Origin of the sequence: Variovorax sp. RA8 (assembly GCF_901827175.1) — a bacterium.
In the GTDB taxonomy this organism is placed as follows: domain Bacteria; phylum Pseudomonadota; class Gammaproteobacteria; order Burkholderiales; family Burkholderiaceae_C; genus Variovorax.
The window spans coordinates 590,371-615,108 of the sequence record NZ_LR594662.1; the positions used below are offsets into that span (position 1 = coordinate 590,371).

22 protein-coding genes and 2 pseudogenes are annotated in these 24,738 nt (G+C 62.4%); 11 read left to right on the forward strand and 13 right to left on the reverse strand.

Annotation, left to right across the window (positions count from 1 at the left end; all coding sequences use genetic code 11):
- Positions 1-147: 147 nt before the first annotated feature.
- The 4 genes from E5P3_RS02825 to E5P3_RS02835 form a co-directional block, all read right to left on the reverse strand.
- Positions 148-2,733 carry a hypothetical protein gene (locus tag E5P3_RS02825; RefSeq protein WP_162584595.1) on the reverse strand — a complete coding sequence of 862 codons (2,586 nt, stop codon included), beginning with the start codon at positions 2,731-2,733 and terminating at the stop codon, positions 148-150.
- Positions 2,726-4,375, reverse strand: a complete 1,650-nt coding sequence (locus E5P3_RS02830; protein WP_162584596.1) for a hypothetical protein — start codon at positions 4,373-4,375, stop codon at positions 2,726-2,728. Before E5P3_RS02830 ends, E5P3_RS02825 begins: the two co-directional genes overlap by 8 nt.
- 114 nt (positions 4,376-4,489) lie before the next feature.
- A complete protein-coding gene (locus tag E5P3_RS36115; protein WP_269473968.1) occupies positions 4,490-5,821 on the reverse strand; it encodes a 3'-5' exonuclease in 1,332 nt (443 codons plus the stop codon).
- A 5-nt stretch (positions 5,822-5,826) separates the two neighbouring features.
- Positions 5,827-9,663, reverse strand: a complete 3,837-nt coding sequence (locus E5P3_RS02835; RefSeq protein WP_269473969.1) for a RecQ family ATP-dependent DNA helicase — start codon at positions 9,661-9,663, stop codon at positions 5,827-5,829.
- A gap of 1,079 nt (positions 9,664-10,742) precedes the next feature.
- On the opposite strand from E5P3_RS02835, the gene E5P3_RS36400 reads away from it, so the two are divergent.
- Both E5P3_RS36400 and E5P3_RS02845 read left to right on the forward strand, forming a co-directional pair.
- On the forward strand, positions 10,743-10,916 hold the full coding sequence (locus tag E5P3_RS36400; RefSeq protein ID WP_232073414.1) for a protein NO VEIN domain-containing protein: 174 nt from the start codon (positions 10,743-10,745) through the stop codon (positions 10,914-10,916).
- 6 nt (positions 10,917-10,922) lie between these two features.
- A pseudogene (locus tag E5P3_RS02845) lies at positions 10,923-11,111 on the forward strand (HIT family protein); the annotation flags it as partial.
- A gap of 32 nt (positions 11,112-11,143) precedes the next feature.
- Here E5P3_RS02845 and E5P3_RS02850 read toward each other — a convergent pair.
- Both E5P3_RS02850 and E5P3_RS02855 read right to left on the reverse strand, forming a co-directional pair.
- Positions 11,144-11,344, reverse strand: coding sequence for a hypothetical protein (locus tag E5P3_RS02850; RefSeq protein WP_232073519.1), 201 nt, complete (start codon positions 11,342-11,344; stop codon positions 11,144-11,146).
- The gene (locus E5P3_RS02855; RefSeq protein WP_443083276.1) at positions 11,341-11,496 is read right to left on the reverse strand and encodes an HIT family protein; all 156 of its coding nucleotides are present in this window, start codon (positions 11,494-11,496) and stop codon (positions 11,341-11,343) included. The genes E5P3_RS02850 and E5P3_RS02855 overlap by 4 nt, the downstream gene beginning before the upstream one ends.
- 97 nt (positions 11,497-11,593) lie before the next feature.
- On the opposite strand from E5P3_RS02855, the gene E5P3_RS02860 reads away from it, so the two are divergent.
- The gene (locus tag E5P3_RS02860; RefSeq protein WP_232072955.1) at positions 11,594-12,376 is read left to right on the forward strand and encodes an HNH endonuclease; all 783 of its coding nucleotides are present in this window, start codon (positions 11,594-11,596) and stop codon (positions 12,374-12,376) included.
- A gap of 115 nt (positions 12,377-12,491) precedes the next feature.
- Here the strand turns inward: E5P3_RS02860 and E5P3_RS02865 are convergent, their stop codons facing one another.
- Positions 12,492-12,734, reverse strand: a complete 243-nt coding sequence (locus E5P3_RS02865; protein WP_162589500.1) for a helix-turn-helix domain-containing protein — start codon at positions 12,732-12,734, stop codon at positions 12,492-12,494.
- A gap of 216 nt (positions 12,735-12,950) precedes the next feature.
- Here E5P3_RS02865 and E5P3_RS02870 point away from each other — a divergent pair, with 216 nt between their 5' ends.
- From E5P3_RS02870 to E5P3_RS36405, 8 genes are all read left to right on the forward strand, one after another.
- Positions 12,951-13,523, forward strand: coding sequence for a helix-turn-helix domain-containing protein (locus E5P3_RS02870; protein ID WP_162589501.1), 573 nt, complete (start codon positions 12,951-12,953; stop codon positions 13,521-13,523).
- A gap of 932 nt (positions 13,524-14,455) precedes the next feature.
- Positions 14,456-14,941: a hypothetical protein gene (locus E5P3_RS35660; RefSeq protein WP_232072957.1), complete on the forward strand. Its 486-nt coding sequence runs from the start codon at positions 14,456-14,458 to the stop codon at positions 14,939-14,941.
- Between the two features lie 55 nt (positions 14,942-14,996).
- Positions 14,997-16,040, forward strand: coding sequence for a relaxase/mobilization nuclease domain-containing protein (locus E5P3_RS02880; RefSeq protein WP_232072960.1), 1,044 nt, complete (start codon positions 14,997-14,999; stop codon positions 16,038-16,040).
- Between the two features lie 251 nt (positions 16,041-16,291).
- A complete protein-coding gene (locus tag E5P3_RS02885) occupies positions 16,292-16,966 on the forward strand; it encodes a hypothetical protein (protein WP_162584598.1) in 675 nt (224 codons plus the stop codon).
- A gap of 7 nt (positions 16,967-16,973) precedes the next feature.
- A complete protein-coding gene (locus tag E5P3_RS02890; protein ID WP_162584599.1) occupies positions 16,974-17,354 on the forward strand; it encodes a transposase family protein in 381 nt (126 codons plus the stop codon).
- A gap of 191 nt (positions 17,355-17,545) precedes the next feature.
- Positions 17,546-17,791 (forward strand): hypothetical protein, encoded by a 246-nt coding sequence (locus E5P3_RS02895; RefSeq protein ID WP_162584600.1) that lies wholly within the window; start codon positions 17,546-17,548, stop codon positions 17,789-17,791.
- Between the two features lie 571 nt (positions 17,792-18,362).
- Positions 18,363-18,557, forward strand: coding sequence for a helix-turn-helix transcriptional regulator (locus tag E5P3_RS02900; RefSeq protein WP_232073417.1), 195 nt, complete (start codon positions 18,363-18,365; stop codon positions 18,555-18,557).
- A 184-nt stretch (positions 18,558-18,741) separates the two neighbouring features.
- Positions 18,742-18,996, forward strand: a complete 255-nt coding sequence (locus tag E5P3_RS36405; protein ID WP_443083277.1) for a helix-turn-helix domain-containing protein — start codon at positions 18,742-18,744, stop codon at positions 18,994-18,996.
- Positions 18,997-19,100: 104 nt separating this feature from the next.
- Here the strand turns inward: E5P3_RS36405 and E5P3_RS02910 are convergent, their stop codons facing one another.
- The 6 genes and pseudogenes from E5P3_RS02910 to E5P3_RS02930 form a co-directional block, all read right to left on the reverse strand.
- The gene (locus E5P3_RS02910; RefSeq protein WP_162584603.1) at positions 19,101-19,634 is read right to left on the reverse strand and encodes a hypothetical protein; all 534 of its coding nucleotides are present in this window, start codon (positions 19,632-19,634) and stop codon (positions 19,101-19,103) included.
- A gap of 217 nt (positions 19,635-19,851) precedes the next feature.
- Positions 19,852-20,481: a DUF938 domain-containing protein gene (locus tag E5P3_RS02915; RefSeq protein WP_162584604.1), complete on the reverse strand. Its 630-nt coding sequence runs from the start codon at positions 20,479-20,481 to the stop codon at positions 19,852-19,854.
- Positions 20,482-20,652: 171 nt separating this feature from the next.
- Positions 20,653-21,235: pseudogene (locus E5P3_RS35665) on the reverse strand (hypothetical protein); the annotation flags it as partial.
- A 136-nt stretch (positions 21,236-21,371) separates the two neighbouring features.
- Entirely contained in the window at positions 21,372-22,793 is a 1,422-nt protein-coding gene (gene pyk / locus E5P3_RS02920) for a pyruvate kinase (RefSeq protein ID WP_162584605.1), read from the reverse strand.
- A gap of 1 nt (position 22,794) precedes the next feature.
- On the reverse strand, positions 22,795-24,093 hold the full coding sequence (locus E5P3_RS02925; protein WP_162584606.1) for a glycerate kinase type-2 family protein: 1,299 nt from the start codon (positions 24,091-24,093) through the stop codon (positions 22,795-22,797).
- On the reverse strand, positions 24,093-24,635 hold the full coding sequence (locus E5P3_RS02930) for an NAD(P)-dependent oxidoreductase (RefSeq protein WP_162584607.1): 543 nt from the start codon (positions 24,633-24,635) through the stop codon (positions 24,093-24,095). Before E5P3_RS02930 ends, E5P3_RS02925 begins: the two co-directional genes overlap by 1 nt.
- Positions 24,636-24,738: the final 103 nt, after the last annotated feature.

Here is a 24,738-nt window from a genome sequence, read left to right on the forward strand (position 1 = left end):
AAGAACTGGCAAGGGCAAGGAACTCTCCCGCGTGGGCGCAAGCGACCTGTATCTGCGCCAGGCGGCGCTGCCGGAGACCCCCTCGACCGCCCGGCTTCTCATCTTTGTCTATCTCTGCTTGAGCTTCCATCGCAATGGACCTGTTTATCAGCTGGCTTGCGCCACACGAGCCCGGCTCGCTGGACGCCAGGCGAAGCGCGTAAACCTGCGCTCTGCGTCCAGTTCACTCAGGCAAATGTCCTGTGCGGTCGCATCAACGACGACGCTGAACTGGGGTGGGCTGGAATGGGGAACATGCATCAGATCGCCGGCCTTGATGCCTTCTCGGTCCAGGTAGGCCGTGGCAGGGGCTGTGGCGACTTCCAGACCGGTCGTGATGTGATGCGCGAGCCAGTTTTCGCCATGGGCGCTTTCGTCAGCCGTTGGCGCATTGGTCATTCGCAAGCTGGAGGCAAGTTGCGCTGTGTCCTCGTCATCGACGGCGATGGCCGGGAGCAGGTCGTAAAGATATGCGTACGTCGCAACCAAATAGTCCTTTGTGGCTTTCGGCGCCATGGGCTCAATGCGCTTCAGGAGGCTGTGACCAATGTCCCAGGCGAGCCACGCCAGCAGTGCCCGCACTTGACCGAGTTCTACGACTTCGTCGGCCTCGCCGTCGTGGACGCGGATATCGCGCGCGATGCCCTGCGCACGCCCGAAAAGGATGACCATCGACTGCGACAAGAGATCCTGACGGGTTTCCGGGTCGATGAACCCTCCCATGCGGCGCCATTGGGGCAGGTGCCGAAGGCGCCTGAACTCCCGCACCAGTGACAGCACCGCGACGAGCTGGACCACCCCTGTTCGTGTCTTGGCCGCACGCACGTCAGGCCTGGTCTCGCTTTGCGCCGCCTTGAGCTGTTTGATCATGCGACGGACGACTTTTTTGAGCCGCTTTCTCACCGCGTCGACCGCTTGCAGGGTCAGCGCAGCGGGAGGCTCTTGGCTGGCCTCCTCATGCTCAGTTCCTACAAGCTCCTCTTCCGAGAGCGGCGGTGTCTCGGTGGCCGATGCGGCCGATCTTGGCAATCCCTGGCCCAGGCGGTAGAGGAGGGCATCGAGCACGTCGAGCAGGCTTCCCGCTTGCAGAAGGCGCTTCTTCTTGCTCTTCCTTGCGTTGGCACTTTCGCCGATGTGGACGGCGAGCGATGCCGGGCGTGCCGAAGCAATCGGAGTTTGCTCGCCCGCGCCAGGCCGCACGGTGCCGGGCGGTGGCGACACCACTTGTTCCGGATCGTCGAAGATGGCCTTCTCGATTTGCTGGATAAGCGATTCGATGTTGGCACCGCTGAAGTCCAAGCCGGCCAACGCATCCTGAAGTGCGGCTCTGTGCGAGCGCACCACACTTCGGCCCAGAGCCGCATCGTGGTGCACGATTACGCGCAGGAGCTTGCCACCGCGGCCGCTCAGCTCCAGCCACCGCACTTCAGACGCCCTCTCGCCCAGCTCCACGATCGCGTCCCCATCCTCGGAACGTCCAAGGCCCGCTGGTGCGGTGTGGGAACCATCCTCCAGGTGCATGATGAACACGGCGAATCCCACAGAGCCCGACGCCGGGATCAGGACTGTCGAAGCCCCCGCGGCAAGAGCGACGATCCGCACCGGAGCGCTCGGGCCATCGGCGTCGTTCTCGTCATCCTGGTGCGTGATCGGTATTGCGCGCAGGTCTGCGTCATCCATTGCGCGGGCCGAAAAACCCTGCGCAAGATCGCTGGCGAAGCTCGAACTTGCCACCTCAAGGTTTGGCCGAACGAGCATGGTCTCGAAGTTGGCGCGCGCGCCTCCAAGCCAGGCTGGCCGGCTCGGGTTCGCGCTGCCTGCAACGAGCATGTGCGAGCCGCCGAAGTCGAGAAGGAGCGCCTTGGCGTGAAGATAACGCCCTGCCTTCTCCGCCCAGAGCTTTCGCGCATCAACGAACTGCGAACGAAGCCCTTTGGGATGGCCACCGAGCTTGACGGTCTCGGGGTCGATGATCACCTTGATCGTGGCTCCGGGCCAACGGGCCTCCAGCGCTTTCAGGAAGGCGTGTTGGGTATCGAAGAACGCGCCGGTAACCACCACGCGCCTGGGCACCACCGGTATCGCGTGGTCGAGCTGTTCGAGCAACGACGGCCCGCTGTTCGATTGTCCGAGCAGGCGGATGTCGGAAAGCTTCGATTCAGCGCCATCTGCTTCCGGAACAAATTCGCCGATCCTGTGCGCGGCCTCCAGTACGGACGGCGCCAGCGCCCCCTCCTGGGTCCGAAGCCATTCGCGGACCAGGCTCCAGATGTGACTCAGCACCCGCTTGTGAGCAGGGTCGCCGTCCGGACCCACGTCGATGTGCGTCGTGACCTCCCGATTGAAGCCGAAGCCTGAAAGCGTGAGGTTGTGGCTGCCAATGAACAGGATACAGCGCTTCTTGCTGGCAAGCAGGCAGATCTTTGGGTGGAAAGCACCAGGCGCGGCCATGGGGATGAGCGCATACGCCGAACCGGCCAGGCGCGGTCTCAAGGATGGCGTGGCCCATGAACGCGCGCACTGGACGGTGTCCATGAGCACCACGTTGTGCCGCGACTCGGCCGCCTGCAGGCGCCGAAGTACGACTTCCTCGTAAAACGGGAGCGCCGCATTAAAGGTCGTCACCAGAGACGCCTCAAATTTCGCGCCTTTTAGAGCTGCCAGCAGCGAGATGTCGTGGTTGGTGTCACCCATGGGCGGTCTCGAAGAGCTGGATGCCAAGCGCGGTGGCCCGCAGGTCTCCGCTGCCGTCGGGCTCACGGGCCAGGGCGCCGACATCCCACAGGATCTTGATCGCTTGCCGGATACGGGGATTGGTCTTTGCGGGCACGGGGACGTCACCGCGTGCCTCGATTCCCCGCTCGGTGGGATGGATTCGGAAGGTGGCGGTCGAACTCTGTCGCAGCTTGCGCAGTGCGACGCGCAGATGAGTTTCCAGGATCCAGGCGACCAGGTCCGCGACGACGGCTGAAAGCGCCATGTCGTTCCATTTCACGCAGCGCTCCCGAAACGATCTCAGGTTGATCGGAGAGTCCTGAAGCTGCGTAGGGTCCATGGCCAGATGGCCATAGGCGGGGATATCCTGGTTCTCCCGCATCCGAAGAAGCGCCAGTACGCTCACGACGGACGCCAGGAAGGCAGGCTCCCGGTCCAACTGCTGGCGCTCCCTGGAAACGCGGGCAGCAGCCCATGCCAACTCGTGCCCGTCGGCCATGAAGTCGCCGAGCGGCGGTGCGCCGGATTCCAGCGAACTGCACAGCGCGCCAAAGGTCTTTGCCTTCAGCTTGCCCAGTGCCTTGAGGAGTTCGGGGTGCCTCGCCAGCGACTGGCTGAATTCTTCGATGGAAGCCGGCGGCGTTGGCTCCGTTGCCAGCGCGTTGAGCGAGATGGCGAAGGCCTTCTGCATCGCAACGGACATCAGGTCATTCCGGACATAGTAGGCCCAGGCCGACCGGGTGGGGGCCAAGGGCGTTGGAGGGCGCCATTCTGTGCGGTCCGCGAGGGTTTCTGTGTAGACGGCTGCGCGGAAAGTCGGTTCGTCGAGAGCTGAGAGTTCTGCCGCCTGCAATGCACCGGCCAGATGCAGCAAGAGCGCCAGACTCTTGCGCCGCTGGACTCCTTCTGCCTCGAACTCGGACTTCCGGTCGAAGAGGATGTCGAGCAAGGCAGCCTGTTCGCCTTGCCGCTGGGGCAGGCAACAAGGGCAGAAGTCTTGGAGCGCATCCAGCGTCTGCGCTGAAACAGTGTCGGCATCCACGGCTTGCCAGAAGGCACGACCGTCGACACCCATGTCGAACGCCCGCGCGATCGGCTCGCCGCGCTCATGTGTGTAGCTCAGCCATGGCTTTTCGACTGCGGCCAAGATGTCGAGCTGCGTCAACGTCCCCGCGTAATACTGACCGAGGCCGCCAAGCTTGTTGGCGAAATAGCGCTCGCTGGAGTCCTCTCGGGTCGCGTAGGTCGAGAGACGAACCGACTGTCCTTCGCCGATCAACTTGACTGCATCGTTGAGCGTGTCCCGTCCGACCATCGCAGGCCCGTGGCGTGCTGCGTCGTCGCCCATGACTTGCGCATGGCGCTCGGCGATCATCGTAAAGAGGCAATCGGCTTTCCGGTAACCCTCCACGAATGCGTTGAAGTTCTCGCGGTGGCTGTCACGCTCCGCGTATGAGCGGATCAACCATGGATAAAAACTGTAGTACCGGGCTCTGTCAGTGACATTCGTAATGCCGGGAAGCAGCTGCGAGTAGATCAGGATGCACGGGCCTTGCGTACCAACGTGGTCTAGACCACCTATGGTGTGCGGAGGTAATACCCAGCTGGTTTTGATTGCCATGGATTCTCGATTCAAATTTAACACCGGTGGTCTAAAGGGCAGTCGCCTTCGCTACTGGCGACCAAGCGCCTGCAACTCATCAGCAGCCGACGTCGCGGTTGGATCACCTACATCTCAGACGTCTACCCGGACTTCCGCAAGCGGCGTTTCCCAGTGATCTGCCTGTAGGGCCGGCCAGTACTCTTCGGGCGTCTGAGACCGCGTTCGCACCATTACCGCAACCACGGTTGCGACCCCTCGTTGGAGAGGCGTCGCATCTACGCTTGCGGCCAGCCGGCCAACGATCTGTCCAGAGGGCGAATGGACGTATCGTCCTTTCACCTCGACTACATCTCCGGTCCGCAAAGCGGCGATCGCGCGATGAATTGGCTGCGTCAACGACGCGCGTCCAGCAAATCCAATGTCCACGCTGGCCGGGCCCAGCATGACGTATTGGCGCTCAAGATCCGCGCGGTGCTGTGGTCGGGCACGCGGCAGCTGATCCTGTACCCCATCTATGGTCCCCAGATCAGCGAGATAGGGATTGCGTCCACCCTCTGCGCGCATCAAGCTAAGCGACTGTCGAGCGCGCGTCATGGCCACGTAGAGAAGTCGCCGTTCATCTTCTTCATCCCAGCGCCAGTCAGCGCAGTCCATCACGATGACGTGGTCAAACTCCAGGCCCTTGGCAGCATGTGCAGTCATTACTTTGATGGCGCTGTCGCGGCCATCCCGTCGCATTTCGCCAGCAGCTTCGTAGAACAGGTCGAGCGCTTCGGCTGCTGGAACGATGTCTGCTTGCAGCGAGGAGGCGACGTCATCGACGATGTCTAGGAGATCCAGCAGCGCGGCGTTTCTGGGCTGAGCGCGTTGCAGATAGCTCAGGGATCTGCGTAGCGCGCTGAGGCGCAACATGCGCAGCTGTCGCCGTCTCAGTGCCTGGGCTAGTGCCCAGCCTTCGCGAGTCCGCATCAGCGTGATTTGTCCCTTGGCCGCTTCTGGGCCGGTGATCTCGCAGGGCAGTCCTTCGACATCGCAGATAGCCCTCATCTTTTCCAACGGGGCGTGTGTGCGGCAGAGCACCGCGATTTCCGAGAGTTTGACCGTCGGATCGATGCGCCGGATGCGCTCGATCTCTGCGTGAACCAGTTGGGCCTGGAGGTTCGGGGCCGGAGGGCTAGTGATCAACCGTACTGCGCCGCGGCCTTGCTTGTCGATCGCGGCCCACCTACCACCCGGTAGATCATCCTTGCGCCGAGCGTCGATCCGAATCGGGTGATCGACCTTCATGCGGTCCGCACCGCGCTGGATCACGTGGTTGGCGGCCGAGATGATGTTCTGGGTGGAGCGGAAGTTTTCAACCAGGTAGGTGAGCTCTCCCTCATAGTCGGACCGGAAGCGCCGGATGAACTCGATGTTCGCGCCTTTAAAGGAGTAGATGTTCTGGTCATCATCTCCCACGGCCATGATGCTCAGCTTGGTGTCGGCGTCTGATCGCCGGCGGCCGGCAGGGCGCTGACCAGCGCGTACTGCTGCGCGTCGATGTCCTGGTACTCGTCGACGAAAATGTATTCGTAGCCTTGCAGTAGCCGATCGCGGATCTCGTCCGCGTCGATCAGAGCCGAGCTCTTGCCTTCGAGCAGATCGATGGCGTCCTGGAGCATCTTCCTGAAGTCGACACTGCTGGAGGTGCGCTCCGCGCCGGCCAGGCTGGTCCCTGTCAAACGCAACGCGATGGCGTGGTAGGTCATGACCAACACACCGCGCGCATCGTCTCCGGCGAGCGTCAGCAGTCGGCGGCGCAATTGGATGGCCGCTCCCCGGTTGTAGGCCAGCGCGATGATGCATCCCGGATTCACGCGCTGAACGCGAAGCAAGTAAGCGATGCGGTGGACGATCACCCGCGTCTTGCCGGAACCCGGACCCGCTAAGACCAAGTGATTACCTGTCCGCGGCTGTGTAACCAGGGCCTGCTGCACTGGGTGCTGCAGGTCATCAACAATGCGCAGATAGGACTCGTCGGTAGTCTTGCGCTCGAGTAGGTCCGCGCGTCCGCGAAAGAATTCCTTGATGAACTGCTTGTGGGGCAGTGTGAAGTAGGCTTTGACCAGGGCAAGCGCCTTCGCCGGATCTTCCGCGCCCAGCTTGGCGTACTCGTGCATGACGTGCGTCTGCAGCGTCCGTTCCTTGTAAAACTCTTCCAGAGGCGCAAACGATGCTTGGTTGAACCGCCTGGAGGTGTCCTCGTCCATCTGGATGGTCATCGCAGAGCGGAAGACGGATCTACCTTTGTCCAATTCGAGCACACGAGTCTGGTGAAGGTAGAGCAGCGCATTCTCCAGCGCCACGTCGGGCTCGCGCAGTTGGGTTTTCATAACCAAATCGTCACTGAGCGCGTCGATCAGTGCCTGGGCCTTGCACTCCACCAGGCATGCTCCTTTGACGCCGTCTGGGACCTCTGCAAGCAACCGGGTGAGCGTGACTTGGGCGACGGCACGTCGCAGTTCGCAGATTCTGCGAATCTGGGACCAAGGGCGACGCAAGGTGACGCGCAAGGTGTCATCGCCCAGCGACTGCAACTGGATCATGCTGCGCTTGTCGTTACCAGAGCCGAAACCGTCGGCCATGGCTCGCAAGCAGGCTCGGACCTGAGTGGGGTCGAGTTGCCCCTTTTCGTCGTCGAGTTTCAGACGGCCGCGCAGCTCAGTGCAGATCGCTCGGAGGTTTAGATGTTGTTGCGCTTCGTCTTGATCGGCGTCAGGGGCGTTCTCAGCCATGAGCTCGACGAGCGCCTTCTCCATGGCGCTCAGATATTCCAGACGGGATGCGGACGCGCCCCTTACGCCACGCATCAGGCGCACCGTCAGTCCGAGGTCATTGACTAAGATCCCTAGCTTCGCCAACTGGTGAACGATGCGGAAGCATTCCTCCGGTCGGATGCCCGCGTTGAGCATGAGCTCGTCGGTGCTCAGCCCCTCAGGGGTGTCGGACCGGAACAGGGCTGTGGCGACGGCGAGAAATTTCTGTTGAACGCTGGCCGAGAAATCCGCCTTGTCGATGCGCTCTTTGGCTTCCTGCAGTGAGGTCACCCGAAGACTGGCAGGGAAGACTTTGGTGGCGTTCTCGTTGCGCTTCAAGAAACCATGGCGCTCAAGCCACGACAGAGCTGTGGTGACCTTGGTGGAGGCGTCAGGGGCATCGATCTCTATGCCGGTTCCGACGCTTTGCGCGAGCAGCTCTTTCGCTGAGATGACGATCTCGTCTTTTCCCAGCTTCTTGGCCTGGAAGCGCAAGGCACGGAGCAGTCCGATGAAATCTCGCTGCGATAGCTGGGAGGTGGAGGACAGGCGGAACTGGGTTTCCACATCCTTGGGGTCGAACAGCAGGACACATTTGGCTTCGTCCCCATCGCGCCCGGCTCTTCCAGCCTCCTGAAGATAGTTCTCCAGGGAACCAGGAATTTCGGCATGGATCACCAGCCGAACGTTGGGTTTGTCCACACCCATGCCGAACGCGTTGGTGGCGGCGATCACCTGCAGCTCGCCGTCTAGGAAACGGCGCTGGGTCTCTTTGCGCAGATCAGCGGTGAGCCCTCCGTGGTAGCAGCCGCATACGATGCCCTGTTGCGCGACGATCTGTGCGATGGTCTCAGCGCTCTTGCGCGTGGCGCAGAAGACTACGGCAGCGTCTTCTTGTCGCAAGCCATCGCGTAGCAGCTCCACGATGCGCTGCGGTTTTTCACCGCCCGAAGTCGGCACTACGGCATAGGACAGGTTGGTGCGCTCGTGGCCGCCGAGGAATGTCTCCAGTTTGATCTGAAGGCCTTCCTGGAAGTGGTCGCACAGGTCCTCGATGACGTCCGGCTTGGCAGTGGCGGTAAAACAAGCGATCGGTGCTTGCCCAGGAAACTGCTCCCGGATGAAGCGCGAGACGTACAGATAGTCCGTGCGGAAGTCGTGCCCCCATTTGGACAGGCAGTGGGCTTCGTCGAAAACCCAGGCCGCGATCTCCCGCATGCGGATGGCTTCGACGAACGTCTTGCTTCTGAACTGCTCGGGTGAGACGAGCACGATGCCGATGTCGCCCAGGCGAATACGGTCCAGCACATCTCGTCGTTCCAGCGGGGTGAGCATCCCATTGACGGTTGCCGCGCACTGGATGTCGGCTTTCATCAGGTTGTCCACCTGATCTCGCATCAGCGACTGCAGCGGCGAGATGACGACGGTGAGCCTCCCTGAGCGGCGATAGTGAACGAGGGCTGGGAGCTGGTAGCAAATGGATTTGCCGCCGCCGGTGGGTAGGACAGCCAACAGGCTCTCCCGTGCCAGTCCTGCACTGACGATCGCGCGTTGAAGCGATGAGCCATCGGTGGTTGTCGGGTGCGCTCGGAAGCTTGGCTTGCCGAATAAAGAGGACAGCTGCGCTTCAGGATTGTGGTTCCGGCGGCAATATGGGCAGTTGGTCTGACCGCAGTCGATCTCCCGTAGCTGTGCGATCAATTGCCTGACGGCGGGCAGTTCGTGGAAGACCCAGTGGGGGAGGATGGAGTTTCCTCCCGCGACGCGAATCCAGCCCAGGGCAAACGCGATCGACCAAGGGTCGTGGCTGTCGAAGGAAGTCCCTATGTCGGCGACCAGCGACTGCAACCGGGTGGCGCAGCAGCGATCCGCAAAACGGCTGGCAACGATCGGCCCGACCGCCTCGCCAGCGGGAGCGGTCTCGTCACGCACCTGAGCCAACAGCGTCGCCATGCTCTCGTCGTTGCGAAGCAGGAAGTGCAGCAATGCCAGCCACCAAGGCTCCTGCTCGTTCGCCTCCAGCAGCGCTTCGACGGCCTCTTCGAACACGTTGAGCGCCACCCGAGCGTCCTTTGTCGGGTTGTTGCGTTCGTCGGAGAGCAGCTTGTAGCCCTTCACCAGCCGGTGATATGGGTTGCTAGGGAAGGCGAGGGCGGACAGTTCCAGAGTGTCCAGCATGGGCCAGCGCAGGCATTCCAGCTGCGGCAGTTGGTCGCGCATCAGCGGTATGTCGTGGCGCTTGAGGTTGTGGCCCAGAAGGACCTGGCCGTCACGGGCAAAGCTGTTGAGGGATACCGCCACCGTGGCTGCTCTGGCAGGGGAACAGGCGCTGCGGTAAGCATCCGAGTTGTCCGATCGGACGGCGCCGACAGCAAAGATCTGGTTGCCCTTTTCAGGATGGGCTTCAACGTCGACGGAAACAATTCGACCCTCGGCGGCGATGCGCCGAGCACGTGCATGCAAGGAGTCGAGGGCAGGCGTTTCCAACGAAGGCCGGGCGAACAGCAGCAAGTGTGAGAGTAGGGCGTTGTAACATAGTGTTGTTTCCCCACGGCAGGATGTTTGCCACCCTGACCCATATGGCGGTATTTATGCCGCTAAAGCGGCTCTTCCAGAACGCTGATGGCTGTTGAACTATCGCGCCTCCAAAGTCCTGCTGCCATTCAAGCTGCACTGGATGAGTTTTCCCGCCTTGGTCGAACGGTGTTTCTGGCGCGATACGGGTTTGGAAAGTCGCGCGATTTTCTGGTTCGTGATGGAAAAACCGGACAGTTGTGCGATTCCAAAGCGATCGTTGGAGCAGCTTTTGGGTATCAGTTTCCTGACGAGGGCCCGCTCAAACCCGCCGACTTTTCCGGCGGGGAGGCCACCGTCGTTCCCAAGCTGCAACGCCTCGGCTTCGAGGTCGTGCGCATCGGTGAGGACTGGACGTCGGACGAGGTGCAAGCCACGGTCGCGTCGTACTTCGAGATGCTCCGATTGGAGGCTGCGCAGCAGCGCTTCACCAAGACGGAGTTCAATGCGCAGCTTCGCCAGCATCTGCGAGGGCGCAGCAAAGGTTCGGTTGAGCTGAAGTACCAGAACATCAGTGCCGTCTTACACGACCTGGAGCTGCCCTTTATCCGCGGCTACAAGCCTCGTAGCAATGCACAGCTCCTTTTGCGGCAGGCGGTCCAGCAATTCGTCGTGGATCAGCCGAGCCTGGTATCTCAGGTTGTCGATGCGATGGAGGAGGTCCAGGGGCCAGGCCAACAGGCTTTTCACGCCTCCGTGGTGGAACCCCCGAATCTTGAGACGGTGGTGGAGGTGGCAAAGGAGGGGCCTAAGGTCAGGTTTCCGCGCAAAACGAACTGGGCTCAGCGCGACGAGGCGAACCGAAATCTTGGCCGTGCCGGTGAACAGTGGGTCATCGGCTTCGAGCAGCGGCGGCTCGCAGACGCCGGGTATCCGGAACTATTTCAGCAGTTGGACTGGGTCTCGGATCGCCTCGGTGACGGGATTGGCTACGACATCCTCTCGCATGAGCGGCCCGGCGAGCATCGCTTCTCGAGGTCAAGACCACCAACGGTGGCCATGCTTCCTCCTTCATCATCAGTCGCAACGAGTTGGACTTTGCCGCAGAGGCGGAGGAGGCGTTTCATCTCTATCGTGTGTTTCAGTTCCGCGATGAGCCAAAGCTCTACATCCTCAAGGGCAGCTTGGTAGACCAGGTTCATCTGGAACCCATTGACTATCGAGCTTCGTTCCGACGTTTAGTGGGGTGATCTGCAATGACTGAAAAGCCTTGCCCCTTTTGCGCCTTGCCTGCTGAGCGTGTCCTGGGGCAGAACGCCAACGCGCTCTGGATTCGTGACGGCTTTCCCGTTTCGCCTGGGCATAGTCTGGTGATTCCCAAGCGTCACATCGGCTCCTTCTTCGAAGCCAGTCCGCAGGAACGCGCCGCACTGTTGGAGCTACTGGATCAAGCCCGGGCAGCTGCAGGGACTGAGTTTCACCCGGATGGATTCAACATTGGGGTAGTCAGCGAAAGTTCGGACCCGTCGTCCGCCCCCAATTCCACAGCGAGATCGGAGAGCACGATCAGCAACGCAAACTTGTAGGTGGCCGTGAAATCGCCCTCGGCAAAGAGGCGCTGGAGCTTCGTCAGGAATTCGAGTTGCTGCTCCGCAGATGGGGAGGTTTTAGCGATCAATCGCGCGAACTCCAGTAGTCCGCTTTGTCTGGAATCACCCATCGCACACCACCCCGTGGGTCAGACTGGTCACCCAGGAAGCGCGGAATGAGATGGATGTGAAGGTGGGGCACTGTCTGCCCCGCAGCGGCGCCATCATTGATCCGGCAGATCGCGGAGCGATTCGTGCAGCTGTATTGGCGGCACGCACTGCCTTATGGGACAGGGCAGCCCCACGCGAGACCAGGCGTGCTTGTACAGAATCTGGGAGTGCAAGCAGCCGTTCTTACGGCCATCGAGGAGTTTCGGTGCACATCGAGCTCGACGACGCTTCAGCAGGCCCGCAGCGAGGCCGCTTACGGGCCCTTGCTTTCCAAAGTTGCAACGGTGGTTTCTGCGCAGCCTCTGAGCTATCTGCAGAATTTCGGGGGCATCACCGACCCGTTCCTGTACCAGAGACCAGGGCGTGGCATCGTGGTGTTGAAGCCGAATGTCAGCTATTGTCTGCGCCGTTTTCACCCTCTGGTGCAACACTTGGCCCGCAATCACTGGGTGGGTCACGTCAAGGCCAATCGACGAAACCACGGGATCTTGGGCGATGCCGGGGATCTAGAGGATTTTCTTTTTGGAATCTCTCGGCAGTCACTTTCTATCATTGGTGCCGGCCTGCGGAAGCTAGATGGTCCGCGGTGCTTTTACTGCGGACAAGGGCTGCACGAGGCTGACGTCGATCACTTCGTTCCGTTCGCGCTGTACCCGCGCAACCTTGTGCACAACTTCGTGTTGGCACACCCGGAGTGCAATAGGAGCAAGTCGGACTCTCTTGCCGGCAAGGTGCATCTGGCGCGATGGCTCGATCGGTTAACAGCGCGCTCACCACAACTTGCTGAGATCGGCGCAGTCGCGGGCGTGGTCACTGACGAGGAGGCCGCCCATCGCGTTGCGGCTTGGGGCTATGGCAACGCACATGCAGCGCAGGGGCGGGCCTGGGTCAAGGCCTCGAATTACGAGGTTATCGATTTGGGTTATTTGCAGCGCTTGGCTAGCCCATGAACTTGTGGTTCATATTGCAAGTTGGCACAACAGGAGCACATACGCTAGGACTACTCGCCGCCATTGGGGAATGTGAGGAGGCTCTGCGGGTGTGCCGCTTCCGAGTCGGCCGCAGCTAGGCTCCAGCCTTGACCAGAACCGCGATCGCGATCTCGGGATGTTGTTTGCAAGCGCGACACCAGTCCAGATAGAACAGCACGTCCATATACCGTTCGCCTCGCTCGACCTTTGATACATGGGACTGGTCTACTTTGAGCCGTACTCCAAGTTCCGCCTGCGTCAAGCCAGCTGAGCGCCGAAGGGAGCGCAGATGCTTTCTTAGCACCTCATATCGGCGATGGTGAATGGACGGTGGCACTTCTCGATGCTCAGACGCCAATCGAAAAAGGCCATTTCGCCCTTTTTTGATTATCATGGGCAGCAGAGAGAAATGCTGTTTTGGCCTTTCTCGAGATTCTTCTGCTGTGAGATTCAAATGACGCGTCGACAGATTGCTTCGCCCCTGCCAATGGCTCGACCTCTGCGCCTGCCGGCCTCGGTGACGCGCGTCCGCCCGCGGCAACCCGCACCTGCCGTGCGCAGCCTGTCCGCATCGCGCATCGGTACGCAGGTGAGGGCGCTTCGCATGGCGGCTGATGTGTCTGGCGGTGAGTTGGCACAGCTCTCGGGGATTTCCTCCTCTATGCTCTCGCGCATCGAGCGCGGGCTGGTCTCGCCTTCGGTGGAGACCTTGGAGCGCCTCGCCAGGGGTTTGCACGTGCCGACGTCGCGCTTTTTCAGCGACCAGGCACGCCGAACGGACTTCTGCCATGTACGCGCAGGGCGTGGTCCGGTAGTCGACCGCATCGGCGCCGTGGCGGACTACCGCTACGAATTGCTGGGCCATCTGCTGTCGGGCAACCTGTTCGTCGAGCCCTACCTGGTCACGTTGATGCCCGGCGCCGATCCTTATGTGACCTTCCAGCATCCGGGCCTCAAGTTTCTGTACTTCCTGTCCGGGGACGTCACCTACCGCTACGGTGCCAAGACGGTCGCGGTGAGGGCAGGGGACTCGCTGCTGTTCGATGCGACTGCGCTGCATGGCATCGAAGCGATCCAGGTCCAACCGGTCTCCTATCTCTCGGTGGTGTTCACGCTGCGCGAGTGAGAGCGGCGGGGCGGGCAAGTCTTTTTGGAAGAACTGCTCGTTGACTTTTTGCACCTTTGTGTGCCGCCCCTACCCCTGGTCTCGGTCGGAAGCACTCCAACTTGCTCGGCATCTCCGAGCCCGAAGAACTTCCGCGCTGAATCAATGACGACGTGGCCAGGGCGTTTCCGGTTGCCGGTGGTTGCACGCACGCTCGCTCGCGGCGAATCGTGGGTGGGCGGTGCCGGAACCTTTCAGTGGTAGTTGCAGGATCTCGATCGCCAGAGCTTGGTCAAGTTGAAGATGAGTCGGGCTCGGTGGTCCATCTGAGTCGAGGGGTGTCCTCATCCATCAGTGATTCGGCGCATTGGTTCGCGCCATCGTTGCCTCTACGCTCTCCCGCGACGGTGCCGTCGCGCCCGGGCGAGGATGGAATTGCTCGCACGCTCGCCACGCGGCAGCATCGCATATCTCCTCCCCTCCCTCGATGTTCGGCATGCCGAACGTCGAGAAGTTGCGCGTGGGAATGCGTACTCGCCTGCGTACGTGATGGTGGCGTATTGGAGCCAGCTCCGGCGGGGACAGCAGCGATGCTGCCGTCGTTCGTGTTCTCGATGCTGTGCGTGCGTGTTGTGTTCGGCGTGCCGAACGCTGCTCGCTCCCTAGATGCAGTTCTTGCGTGTTCGGCACGCCGAACAAGGCAGCGGAACGATGGACTTGAATTGCAGCCGCGATGCGTTTCATGACTCGACGGGCGAGGTTGTTGTGCATGCCGAACGCAGAGTCCTTGTTTGGCTATGAGGGCAGGATAGACTGCCGTCAGACATTGTTTACCCGTGGTGCTGCCTATGCCCAACGCTCCCCGGTCCGCTGTGATCTCGACGAGGCTGCCGTCCGCGACGAAGTCCCGATTCACCTCGCTTGCTGCGCGTCATCGGCTCAGCGAGTCTGCGTTGCTCGCCAAGCTCGTCGATGAAGTGCTGAAGTCCAATGGAGGTCCGGCTCGCGAGCAAAGCGAGCATGGCGCCGAACACGGCCTGGACGCCCGTGCGGCGGTGGACGATCGCATCACCCTGCGGCTTCGCCATGGCGATCGAATGCTCGCGGCAGAGCGGGCCTGCGCCCGCGGGATGAAGACCGGCAGCTACCTGGCCATGCTGGTCCACAACCATGTTCGCAGCTCGGCGGTGCTTCCGCCGAACGAGCTGGATCTGCTCAAGGCGACCGGGGCGCAACTGGCTGCCCTCGGGCGGCAGCTTCGAAGGTTCGGCATGCCGAACACGCTGGCGGAGCCGTTGGCGTCCGAACTGCGCGATGCGATCGCGCTGGCCCGGCGCGAGGTCGAGGCGGCACGCGAAGCCACGGCCGCTGTCGTGCGGCGGAACCTCATCAGTTGGGAGACCGGCGGCGAGACTGGCGGCGAGATGGGCCATGCCTAAGCAGACGGTGAGATTGCCGCGAAGCAGTTGCGCGCCTGCCAAGGCGGAGCGCGACATGGCGCTGGACATCGTGAGCTATGGCCGACGGGGACCTAGTGGCACGCTGCGCTTCGGCGCCGACCAGATCGCGCAGATCCAGCGCACGGTAGGCCGCACGCCCGAGGTGATGGTGAAGGTCTCCGGTGGTGGGCGGGATGTTGGTGGCGTCGAAGCGCACCTGCGCTACATCGGCCGGCACGGCAAGCTGCCGGTAGAGACCGACGAGGGGCTGACCCAACAGGGCCGGGGCGCCGCCAAGGAGATCACGGCAGACTGGCAGCTGGATCTTTGCAGAAGCCAGTACAAGCCCAAGCCAGCCGAGGACCGGAAGGACACCCGTTCGAAGCTCGTCCACAACATCGTCCTGTCGATGCCGGCGGGCACGCCTGCCGAGAAGGTGCTGGCTGCGGCGCGCGTCTTCGCGCGCGAGAACTTCGCGCTGCAGCACCGCTATGCCATGGTGCTGCACAACGACCAGGCACACCCGCACGTGCACCTGGTGGTCAAGTGCGAGCATGAGTTCGAGCCCGGCAGGCGCCTGTACATCCGAAAGGCGACCCTGCGGCAGTGGCGCGAACAGTTCGCCGCGCTGTTGCGCGAACAGGGCGTGACGGCCAATGCGACGCCACGGCAGGTGCGGGGCCAGATCCGCACGCCGTACCGGGACGCGATTCATCATCGGCTTCGCGCGCTTCGGGCGTTCGGGCAGTTGCCGGCTGACGAACGCGCCAGGCGTCAGCCGCCCAGGAGCTCGACCTTCATGCGCGCGAAGCTGGATGGCGTGCTCCAGGTCCTGCGGTCGGGGCGCGGCTCCTTGGATGCCGGGAAGGAGGTAATGCAGAGCACGCGGCAGGAGGTGGCGGCGGACTGGCACACGACTGCGGATGCGCTTCGAAAACAGAGCGAACATGATCTTGCCGCGCGAGTCGATCGCTTCCTTGCGCGCATGCCGCTGGTGCAGACCGATGGGCGGCGAATGGCTGAGCGCTGGAAAGAGCAGGGCAGAATCCAAGCGCTAGAGCGCGCGAATTCCAGGTCGCCGGACCAGCAAGTGCGGTGAGCTGCAATGCGATCCGGTGAGGGTGGCAGCGCGCCTGACGGGACTTGCGGGGACGTCGGCTCGGCATCTGCAAAATACAGCGATGCTTAGTCCTGTCAGGCGACACGAGAAACTGCCCCCCCGCATTGACTCATCCGGACTGCTACCGGGTGAGCCTGAGCCCAAGCCTCACGTAACGTGCCACCTGCTGGATGGGCCAGCCGGAGCGCCCGAATGTGACGAGGCAAGTGAGCATGTCAACACGCAGGGAGTTGATCGACGCCGTCGGCGCGCGGTACCGGTTGGGTTCTAAGACCGAGCGGAGCTCGATCCTGGACGAGTTTGTGGCGATTACCGGCTATCACCGCAAGCACTGCATCCGTTTATTGTCCAAGCCGCAGACGCCACCGAACGAGCGCCGGCCCAACGTTCGATACGGCCCTGCCGTGTGCGAGGCTCTGGGAACACTCTGGGAGGTCTCCGACCGCGTCTGCTCCAAACGCCTGAAGGTCATGATCCCGGCCTTGCTGCCTGCGATGCTTCGACACGGCCGGATCAGCGACGACCCGAGCTTGCATGCCCAGCTGGTCGCGGTCAGTCCGGCCACCATCGACCGGCTCCTTGCTCCGCTGCGGCTCGCCGCCAGCAAGGGCAGGCGTCGGGCCGCCGGGCAAAGTTCGGCAGTCCGCCGTGCGGTACCGATCCGCACCTTCGGTGACTGGAACGATCCCGCACCGGGTTACCTGGAAGTCGACTTCGTCGCGCATTGTGGACCTCAGCTCGCGGGCACCTTCGTTCAAACACTGGTGCTGACCGACGTTGCCACTGGCTGGACGGAGTGCGTCCCGGTGCTGACGCGCGACAGCACCCTCGTCATCGACGCGATCGACAGGGCTAGGGTCCTGTTCCCTTTCCCGATGCGCGGCGTGGACTTTGACAAACGATAGCGTCTTCATGAACGAGCGGGTCGTGGATTGGTGTCGTGCTCACGGTCTTGAGGTAACGAGAGCGCGCGCCTACCGCAAGAACGATCAGGCCTGGGTCGAGCAGAAGAACGGCGCCATCGTTCGCAGGTTGGTCGGCTATGGCCGCTTCGAGGGATTGGAGTCAGTGCGCGCACTGACCCGGTTGTACGCGGCAGCTCGTATCCACACCAACGTGTTGCAGCCGTCGTTCAAACTGCGCCGCAAATCGCGCATCGGCGCCAAGGTCGTCAAGCGATACCACCCACCCGTTCCGCCGGCGAGGCGCGTTCTGGCACATGATGGAGTCGGCCCCGGGGCCAAGGCCAGATTGGTGCGAGTCCTGGCAGAGCCGACCCTGTCGTACTTCTGAACGAGATCCGGGCTGCTCAGGAAGACTTGGGACGTCGCGTGGACCAACGTGGCGTAGGCGGGCCCTGTGCAAACGCCGACGAAGCCCTCGGCAGCCCGGTCGCTGCGACGCCCTGAGTCCACAGCGGAGAGCAGCGTGCGATCCATCGGCGACCCTACAAGCGCCGCAAGCCCTTACCGCAAAAGGCGCGCATGTTGGACGCCTATGAAAACCAGGTGCGCAACTGGCTCCAGCGGCATCCGGGAATGACGGCCGTCGAAATCCTCAAACGGCTGCGAGAACTGGCGCCGACAGGAACGTTCACGGACAAACAACTGAGAACGGTGCAGCGTGCTCTCTCAGCATGGCGTGCAGACGCAATCCGTCGGTGGATCGATCAATGCCGACTTGAAACCGAAGTAAGTGTGCCTCCGCGGATTGCGGCTGCTGCGCTCTGAAGGGGGCCAGGCGCTGCGCGCCTGGCAATAAATCATTAAATAAGCCAACTCGGCATGACCGGCCGTGGACAACGCTTCGCGTTGACCACCGCCTGCGCCTGCGCCGAACACATGATCGCTGAAGGAAGCAACGACACCGCGCTTCACGCGCTCGGTAACATTGCGCCGTGAGGCAACATGGGGGGACAGTTCCTGATGTCGCTTGACATAGTCCTACCAGCTCGCCCTTTCCCACATGCAATGAGTCCCTGCAGAAACTGACAGTTGAACTTAGCTGCCCTTCATCGCACGCTCGCAAGAAGCCATCCAGCGGCGAGGTGAGAGAGTCGAGCCAGGGGCCGACAGGTGGGTGTTGATTGTTGACCGCGTTGTACGGGCAGAGTCGCAACTTCGAATCATTCGGGTGCTGCATTCATGTATCTCTTTGCGAAGCTGAGAACTGCGCCATGGAAACACCCATCCCTCGCTGAAGACCGCGGCTGCACTTCGAGGACTTGTCATGCATTCTGAAAACCATGCCAACGGTCGCCTCATCGACCCGAAGTCTGTAGCAGATCCTGCGTTCTTTCGCATGGCGGATGTGATCCGCATCACCGCATTGAGTCGTGCAACCTTGTATCGAAGGATCGCAGGAGGAAAGTTCCCGCCCCCTGTACACCTAGGAGGGCGCGCCTGCGGATGGCCGCGTGCAGCGCTTCAAACTTGGATTGACGATCCCGAGGGATACGGCGTACGACTTCCCGCAACGCGCCGTGATTCCGCCTGATGACGTCCTTGGGTGGAGACGGGTCCGCGACACAACTTGTCCGGTTGAGTTCGGCTGTATCCCGCCGGCGGCTGACGCGCTTGGATCTCTGTCCACGTGTCCACCTAGATCGTGATCTGACCCCCGAAACCTGGACGGACCGAATCTAGGGGAAACGGGATGATCAGGTACACAGAAAAGGAAGCTGGACGCAGTGAAGGCGTACAGGAAAGGTGGCGGGGGCATACTCGCGACGGCAGCGGCCCAGGGCGTGAACGTGGCGTCGTTGCGCAAATGGGTCGCTGGCTATGACTCTCTGGGTGATGCGGGCGTAGTAACGAAACGGCGCAGCAACTACGATCCTGCATTCAAGCTGAAGGTCCTCCGACGCATGAGCGAAGAAGGACTATCGTGCAACCGGCTGCGGCGCTTCTTAACGTCAGGCGTCGCGACCAAGTAGCAGATTGGTGGCGGCTGTATTCCGTCCATGGTGAATTAGCATTGCGACCCGGCTGGAAAGAAGAGCAGACGACTATGAAAAGGCGGCGCCGATAGTCGAATGACCTATTCCAATCTGAAGGGCGCCACAAAGTACGTATCGAGCGGCACAGCTTCAGCAGGATAACCAAGCCGGGGCACCGGTTGGAGCGGTTGGCAGTTGCCTTCAGGCGCACGCTGCGAGTAAATCGGGAAGCTTCCGATGGTCGTTGTTTTTGGCAAATAGGCGATGTAGCGGCCATTCGTATCCTTGAAGCCAGTCACCGGAATCGTGCCAGTCACACTCACCGTCATCCCCTGAAGAATAGGGTTGCCCGCGCAGTTAGGTGCGCCAAACCAAAGGCCGCCGCCGCCAGTGGCTTCGACAGGGCGAATGTCGCCGTGCGGGCCTTCGACCCTGAGCGAGACTAGCGCGTCGCCGTACCTGAAAACGACGAAGTCGCTGTTGCCCTTACCGTAGAGATTCCCGACGACGTGACCTGCAGCGTCGACAATTCTCAAGGGCTTGGCGTTGTAATCCGTCGCAAATGCTTCAATGGGCATCAATGCGCTCGCCATGATGCCGCAACCTGCAATAAGCGCATCAATTCTCTGGTTCACATTCTTCTCCTTAAAGGAGCGCTAGTATCAGAGAGGAAACAGCAGTGTGCAACCAAGAGTTCGCAGTCTACGGGTCTCGGCCCGCTTCAGGTTGTCGCTGCGCCGTGGTCTGATCGGTACCGTGATCCGGCAGCCGCTATCGGCAGGACCACGGCGACCACAGTTCGCGGCCGAGCCCGGCAGCGGACTTTCGACCCCCGCTCGCCAAGGGCTGCTATCAGAGCGACCGCGCGCCGGGCAGTGCGCCGTTTGGTCTCCGCCAGACCAGAGTAAAGTTGTTTGCTGGCATTGGTACGACCTCCTCCAGCGCAAGGCCTTCATTGGCCGCGACTTCCGCCACCTTGTCGATGTCGCGCACGCCCCAGAGCGGATTCGTTGCGCGCAGGCTCGCGTCGAACGCTTCATTGCTCTGCGACGTATGCGCGCCGCCGCGCATGTACGGGCCGTAGGTCACAAGCACGCCACCGGCGGGCAGGATCCTGCCGGCGCCCGCCATCAATGCGAGCGTGGCCTCCCACGGGGAGATGTGAATCACGTTGATGCACACGACCGCGTCGGCCGCGGATACGGGCCAGGGATGCTTCGTGACATCGATGGCGAGGGTCGGCTTTACGTTCGACAGGTTGCCTTCGGCCACCCACGCCTCGATGGAAGCATGGCGCTCCACGTCCATCTCGCTGGGCTGGAAAGTGAGGGCGGGCAACGCCCTGGCGAAGTGCGCCACGTGCTGCCCGGTACCGCTGCCGATCTCGAGCACGAGGCCGCGCGGTGGCAATACGCGCGAGAGTACCTCGAGGATCGGCTGCTTGTTGCGCTCGGGGGCGCGGGCGATCTCGCGTGAGTCCATGCGGCGATGGTAAGCCTCAAGCCCTGCCCGGCGCTTCAACCGCTGCTTCTGCTGCCTGCCGATGTGTGCCCTCCGCAGCGGGACTTCCTTCACGTGCGTCGGGGTGGGCTCGGCCGGCAGCTTTCCGAGATTGGGAAAGTGGATGTCTCTTCAAGGGCCCAACGCTGACCTTCAGGAGTGGCAAGGGGCGCGCCTAAAGCGGACTGAGTTGCTGGGCGCGGCGTGAGGGGCGTGCAGCCGTTCGCTCGCTTCATCAGCTCGTAGGAGCATCCGCGCCGCGAAGGCAATGGCGCCCAGGCCCCCCGAACGCCAATGCGCACCGGCACCCCTTCGATCCAGGAAAGTTCGAACAGCCAGGGCGAGAGCGCCTGCGCAGTGCGAGCGGGGACCATGAGCTGACCCTGGCTCGCTCCATAGCCCTCAGGCTCGAAGAGCACCAGGGGCAGCGTGCCCTTTGCGATCGTGAGAACGCCATTGCCCGCTCCGTTGAGATCACGAACACGGCCGCATCGGCGCGCCGGCCAGCGCAAGGAGTGCGGCGCCTGCAGGGGGCATGAGCGTCGCCAATCGCGCAGAGTGCAGCGGATGGACCTTTCGAAGCACACTGAATTCCGGGATCCGACCGCCGACTTCGGCCGGACCGACCAACGCGCCGAAGGCCATGGCCGCGGCGAGCGTGGCGCCTCCGGCCTTCAGAAGCCTCGGCAGGTGCGCAGCCATCCCCGGTGCTGATAAGCCAGGTGATTGCGAAGACTAAACGCCGTGATGAACTGCCCCTCAGGGTAATCAACCTCTCGTGAGTGCTTCCTTCGCGCTGGCCAGCTTACCCTACGCCGGCACGGCGTTTCGATTTGCGTCGGTACTCACGAATGTTGCCAGCCATGTTGTGCCTAGGCAGTCGCGATGCGCAAGAGATTGGTGGTGCCGGCGGCGCCGAAGGGCAAACCGGCGATCGCGACGATTGTTTGCCCTGCAGACGCGAAGAGCTCGCTCCTTGCAGTCGCGCATGCGATCGTTGTCATCTGAGTCACGTCATCAACGTCCGCGGTGAGCACTGAATGGACGCCCCATACCAGCGCCAGCCGGCGCGCCGTTCCAATGTTGGGCGTCAGAGTCAGAATCGGCGCCTCGGGTCGCTCGCGAGCTGCGCGCAGGCTGGTGTGGCCGGAGCTCGTGTAGCAGACGATGACTGCCGCGTGCAGCAGCGTCACGGCGCGCCGCATCGCGCAGCAAACGGCCTCTGCCATGTCGATGTGGCCCGCCGCTGCGGGTGTGTGTGATGCGTCGACCAACTGGCGATACATCGGATCTGACTCCACCTGTTCGATGATGCGGTTCATCATGCCGACGGCTGCAATCGGATGCTTTCCGGATGCAGACTCCGCGGAGAGCATCACTGCATCGGCGCCGTCGTAGATCGCAGTCGCCACGTCCGAGGCTTCAGCCCGTGTGGGCACGGGGCTGTCGACCATCGATTCCAGCATCTGTGTGGCGACGATCACGGGCTTGCCCTGCTGGCGACAGGCGCGCACGATGCGTTTCTGGATTGCCGGTACGCGCTCTGCGGGGAGCTCCACGCCCAAATCGCCTCGCGCCACCATGATCGCATCCGACAAGGCCACGATCTCATCCAGCCGTTCGATTGCCGAGGGCTTCTCGAGCTTCGATACGATCGCCGCGCGCGTGCCGATCAAGGCGCGTGCCTCCGAGACATCTTCGGGACGCTGGACGAATGACAGAGCGATCCAGTCCGCGCCGAGCTCCAGCGCGAGATCGAGGTCTCTTCGGTCCTTTGCCGTCAACGCGGTCAGCGGCAGCACCACTTCAGGCACGTTGACACCCTTGCGGTCGGACAACATGCCGCCGACCGCCACCCGGGTCTCGGCAAAGTCCTTGCCGCAGCGCTCCACCACCAATCGGCGCCGGCCGTCGTCGAGCAGGAGCTCGGCCCCGGGCACCAGTGCGGCGAAGATTTCCGGATGGGGCAACTCGGCGCGGCACACACTGCCCGGTGCCGGGTCAAGATCCAGGCGAAAAGCTTGCCCCGCGACCAGCAGTACCGGACCGTCCTTGAAGGTGCCCACGCGCAACTTCGGACCTTGCAGATCCGCGAGGATGCCGATCGGCCGGCCGGTCTCCTGCTCCAGTGTGCGCACGAGCGCCATGCGGGCACGGTGGTCGGATCCACTTCCATGGCTGAAGTTGAGTCGGAACACGTCCACGCCCTCCATGAACATCTGGCGCACTGTCTCCCTGTCGGAGCTGGCGGGGCCGAGTGTGGCGACGATCTTGGCATTTCGGGTTCTGCGCATTTCAGGTTTCCTTGGGAACTTCGGCCTCGATCAAGATGGCGCGAAAGTCGTTCACGTTGGTGAGGGTCGGCCCGGTCACTACGGAGTCGCCTAGCGCCTCGAAGAAGCTGTGGCCATCGTTGTCTGCAAGCATGTCTTGAGGGCGCAGCCCGAGTAACCTGGCACGTTCCAGGGTGTCCGGTGCGACATGTGCGCCGGCAATTTCCTCCTGTCCGTCGACACCGTCGGTATCGCCCGCCAATGCGCTGATTTGCGGATGGCCCCCGAGCGAAAGCGCGAGTGACAGGAGGAACTCGACGTTGCGCCCGCCGCGCCCTCTGCCGCGTACCGTCACGGTGCCTTCACCGCCGGAAAGCAGCACGCATGGCAGGTCGAAGGGCTGGCCGTGATTCGCCTGGTGCAGGGCCATGCCTGCCAAGACCTTGCCGAGGTCACGCGCTTCGCCCTCAAGGGCATCGCCCAGGATGTGCGCGGCGACACCCGCTTCGCGGGCCACCGTCGCAGCCGCTTCCAGCGCCATCCGCGGCGTGGCGATCATCTGAAATTCCGCGCGAGCGAGTCGCGGGTCGTCCGGCTTGATCGACTCGCCAGTGCCGCTTTCCAGCACCTCGCGCACACGGAGGGGCAACTCGATACCGTATCTCCGCACGATCGCGAGCGCATCGGCGCACGTCGTGGGATCGGCGATCGTCGGGCCTGAGGCGATGTCGACCGCTCGGTCGCCAGGAGCATCCGAGACAAGCAGTGTGAGGAGACGAGCCGGATAGCAGGCGGCCGCCAATCGCCCACCCTTGATCCCCGAAAGGTGCCGCCGGACGCAATTCATCTCGCCGATGGTCGCGCCGGATCTCAACAGTCCGCGGCCGACAGTCTGCTTGTCTTCCAGCGTGAGCCCCTCGATCGGCAGCGGAAGCAGCGATGAGCCACCGCCCGAGATCAGGCACAGCACGAGATCGTCCTCGGTCAGGCCGCTGACGCGCTCTAGCATCTGCCGCGCGGCGCGCAAGCCCGCTGCGTCGGGCACAGGGTGAGCCGCCTCGATGATTTCCACCTGTCGGCATCGGACGGCATATCCGTAGCGCGTCACAACCAAGCCCGACATCGAGCCGGTCCAGTGGTCCTCCACCGCGCGCGCCATGGCGGCTGAAGCCTTGCCGGCACCGATGACGACCAACCTGCCTCGGGGAGGTGGCGGCAGATGCCTGGGCAGGCACAACGCTGGTTGCGCACTCGCGATGGCTGCGTCGAACATGCGTCGCAGCAGTGCCCGCGATTCTTCCGGTTTGGCGAGCGGGTTCATCAATGACGATCTGATTGGGGATTCTCGTGGTCAGATCGTCGCCGTTGCTGCTCAAACCTGATGTTCTTGCTGATTCGCGCCAAGAGGGGCTTGACCCGCTCGAATGCTGCTTCTGCTCCACCGATAACGATGGAGAGCGTCGCGTTCCCCACGGCGGACTCGCCGTGTGGCACCGATGCCTCGAGGTAGTTGCACCCCAATGCGTTGATCTTCTGCGCGAAGGCGTTGACAACAATGCGCGAGTTCGAACTCATGTCGACCACCACCTTGCCTCTACTCAGACCCGCGGCGACGCCGTCGATGCCGAACAGGGCGGATTGGGCGTCCAGCGGCTCCGGCACCATCGTGATGATGACCTCGGCACGTTCCGCCACGCCGCGAGCAGTCACGCACTTGGTCGCGCTGCTCTCGGCAATTGCAATCGGAATCTTGCCAAGTGTGTAGACGAAGAGCTGATGTCCGCTGGCGAGGAGATAGGTTGTTATGGGCGCCCCGAGGATGCCGGGGCCGACAAAGCCGACTTTCAATGGTTCTCTGGTCATTCGTTTCCGGTTCGCTGTCTTGGGTGGTCGCGGCGCTCAATGGCTGTGCGGCGTCATCGGGAGACGGGATCGGCCGTGTCGGACGCCTTGAACAAAAGGGGAC

Coding starts and splice junctions, on each gene's coding strand:
- E5P3_RS02895 (WP_162584600.1), top strand. CDS start 17,546: ATGTTGGACGCCTATGAAAACCAGGTGCGCAACTGGCTCCAGCGGCAT.
- E5P3_RS02825 (WP_162584595.1), bottom strand. CDS start 2,733: ATGGGTGACACCAACCACGACATCTCGCTGCTGGCAGCTCTAAAAGGC.
- E5P3_RS02930 (WP_162584607.1), bottom strand. CDS start 24,635: ATGACCAGAGAACCATTGAAAGTCGGCTTTGTCGGCCCCGGCATCCTC.
- E5P3_RS02830 (WP_162584596.1), bottom strand. CDS start 4,375: ATGGCAATCAAAACCAGCTGGGTATTACCTCCGCACACCATAGGTGGT.
- E5P3_RS36115 (WP_269473968.1), bottom strand. CDS start 5,821: ATGGCCGTGGGAGATGATGACCAGAACATCTACTCCTTTAAAGGCGCG.
- E5P3_RS02900 (WP_232073417.1), top strand. CDS start 18,363: ATGGCGGATGTGATCCGCATCACCGCATTGAGTCGTGCAACCTTGTAT.
- E5P3_RS02915 (WP_162584604.1), bottom strand. CDS start 20,481: ATGGACTCACGCGAGATCGCCCGCGCCCCCGAGCGCAACAAGCAGCCG.
- E5P3_RS02925 (WP_162584606.1), bottom strand. CDS start 24,093: ATGAACCCGCTCGCCAAACCGGAAGAATCGCGGGCACTGCTGCGACGC.
- E5P3_RS02890 (WP_162584599.1), top strand. CDS start 16,974: ATGAACGAGCGGGTCGTGGATTGGTGTCGTGCTCACGGTCTTGAGGTA.
- pyk (WP_162584605.1), bottom strand. CDS start 22,793: ATGCGCAGAACCCGAAATGCCAAGATCGTCGCCACACTCGGCCCCGCC.
- E5P3_RS02880 (WP_232072960.1), top strand. CDS start 14,997: ATGGCGCTGGACATCGTGAGCTATGGCCGACGGGGACCTAGTGGCACG.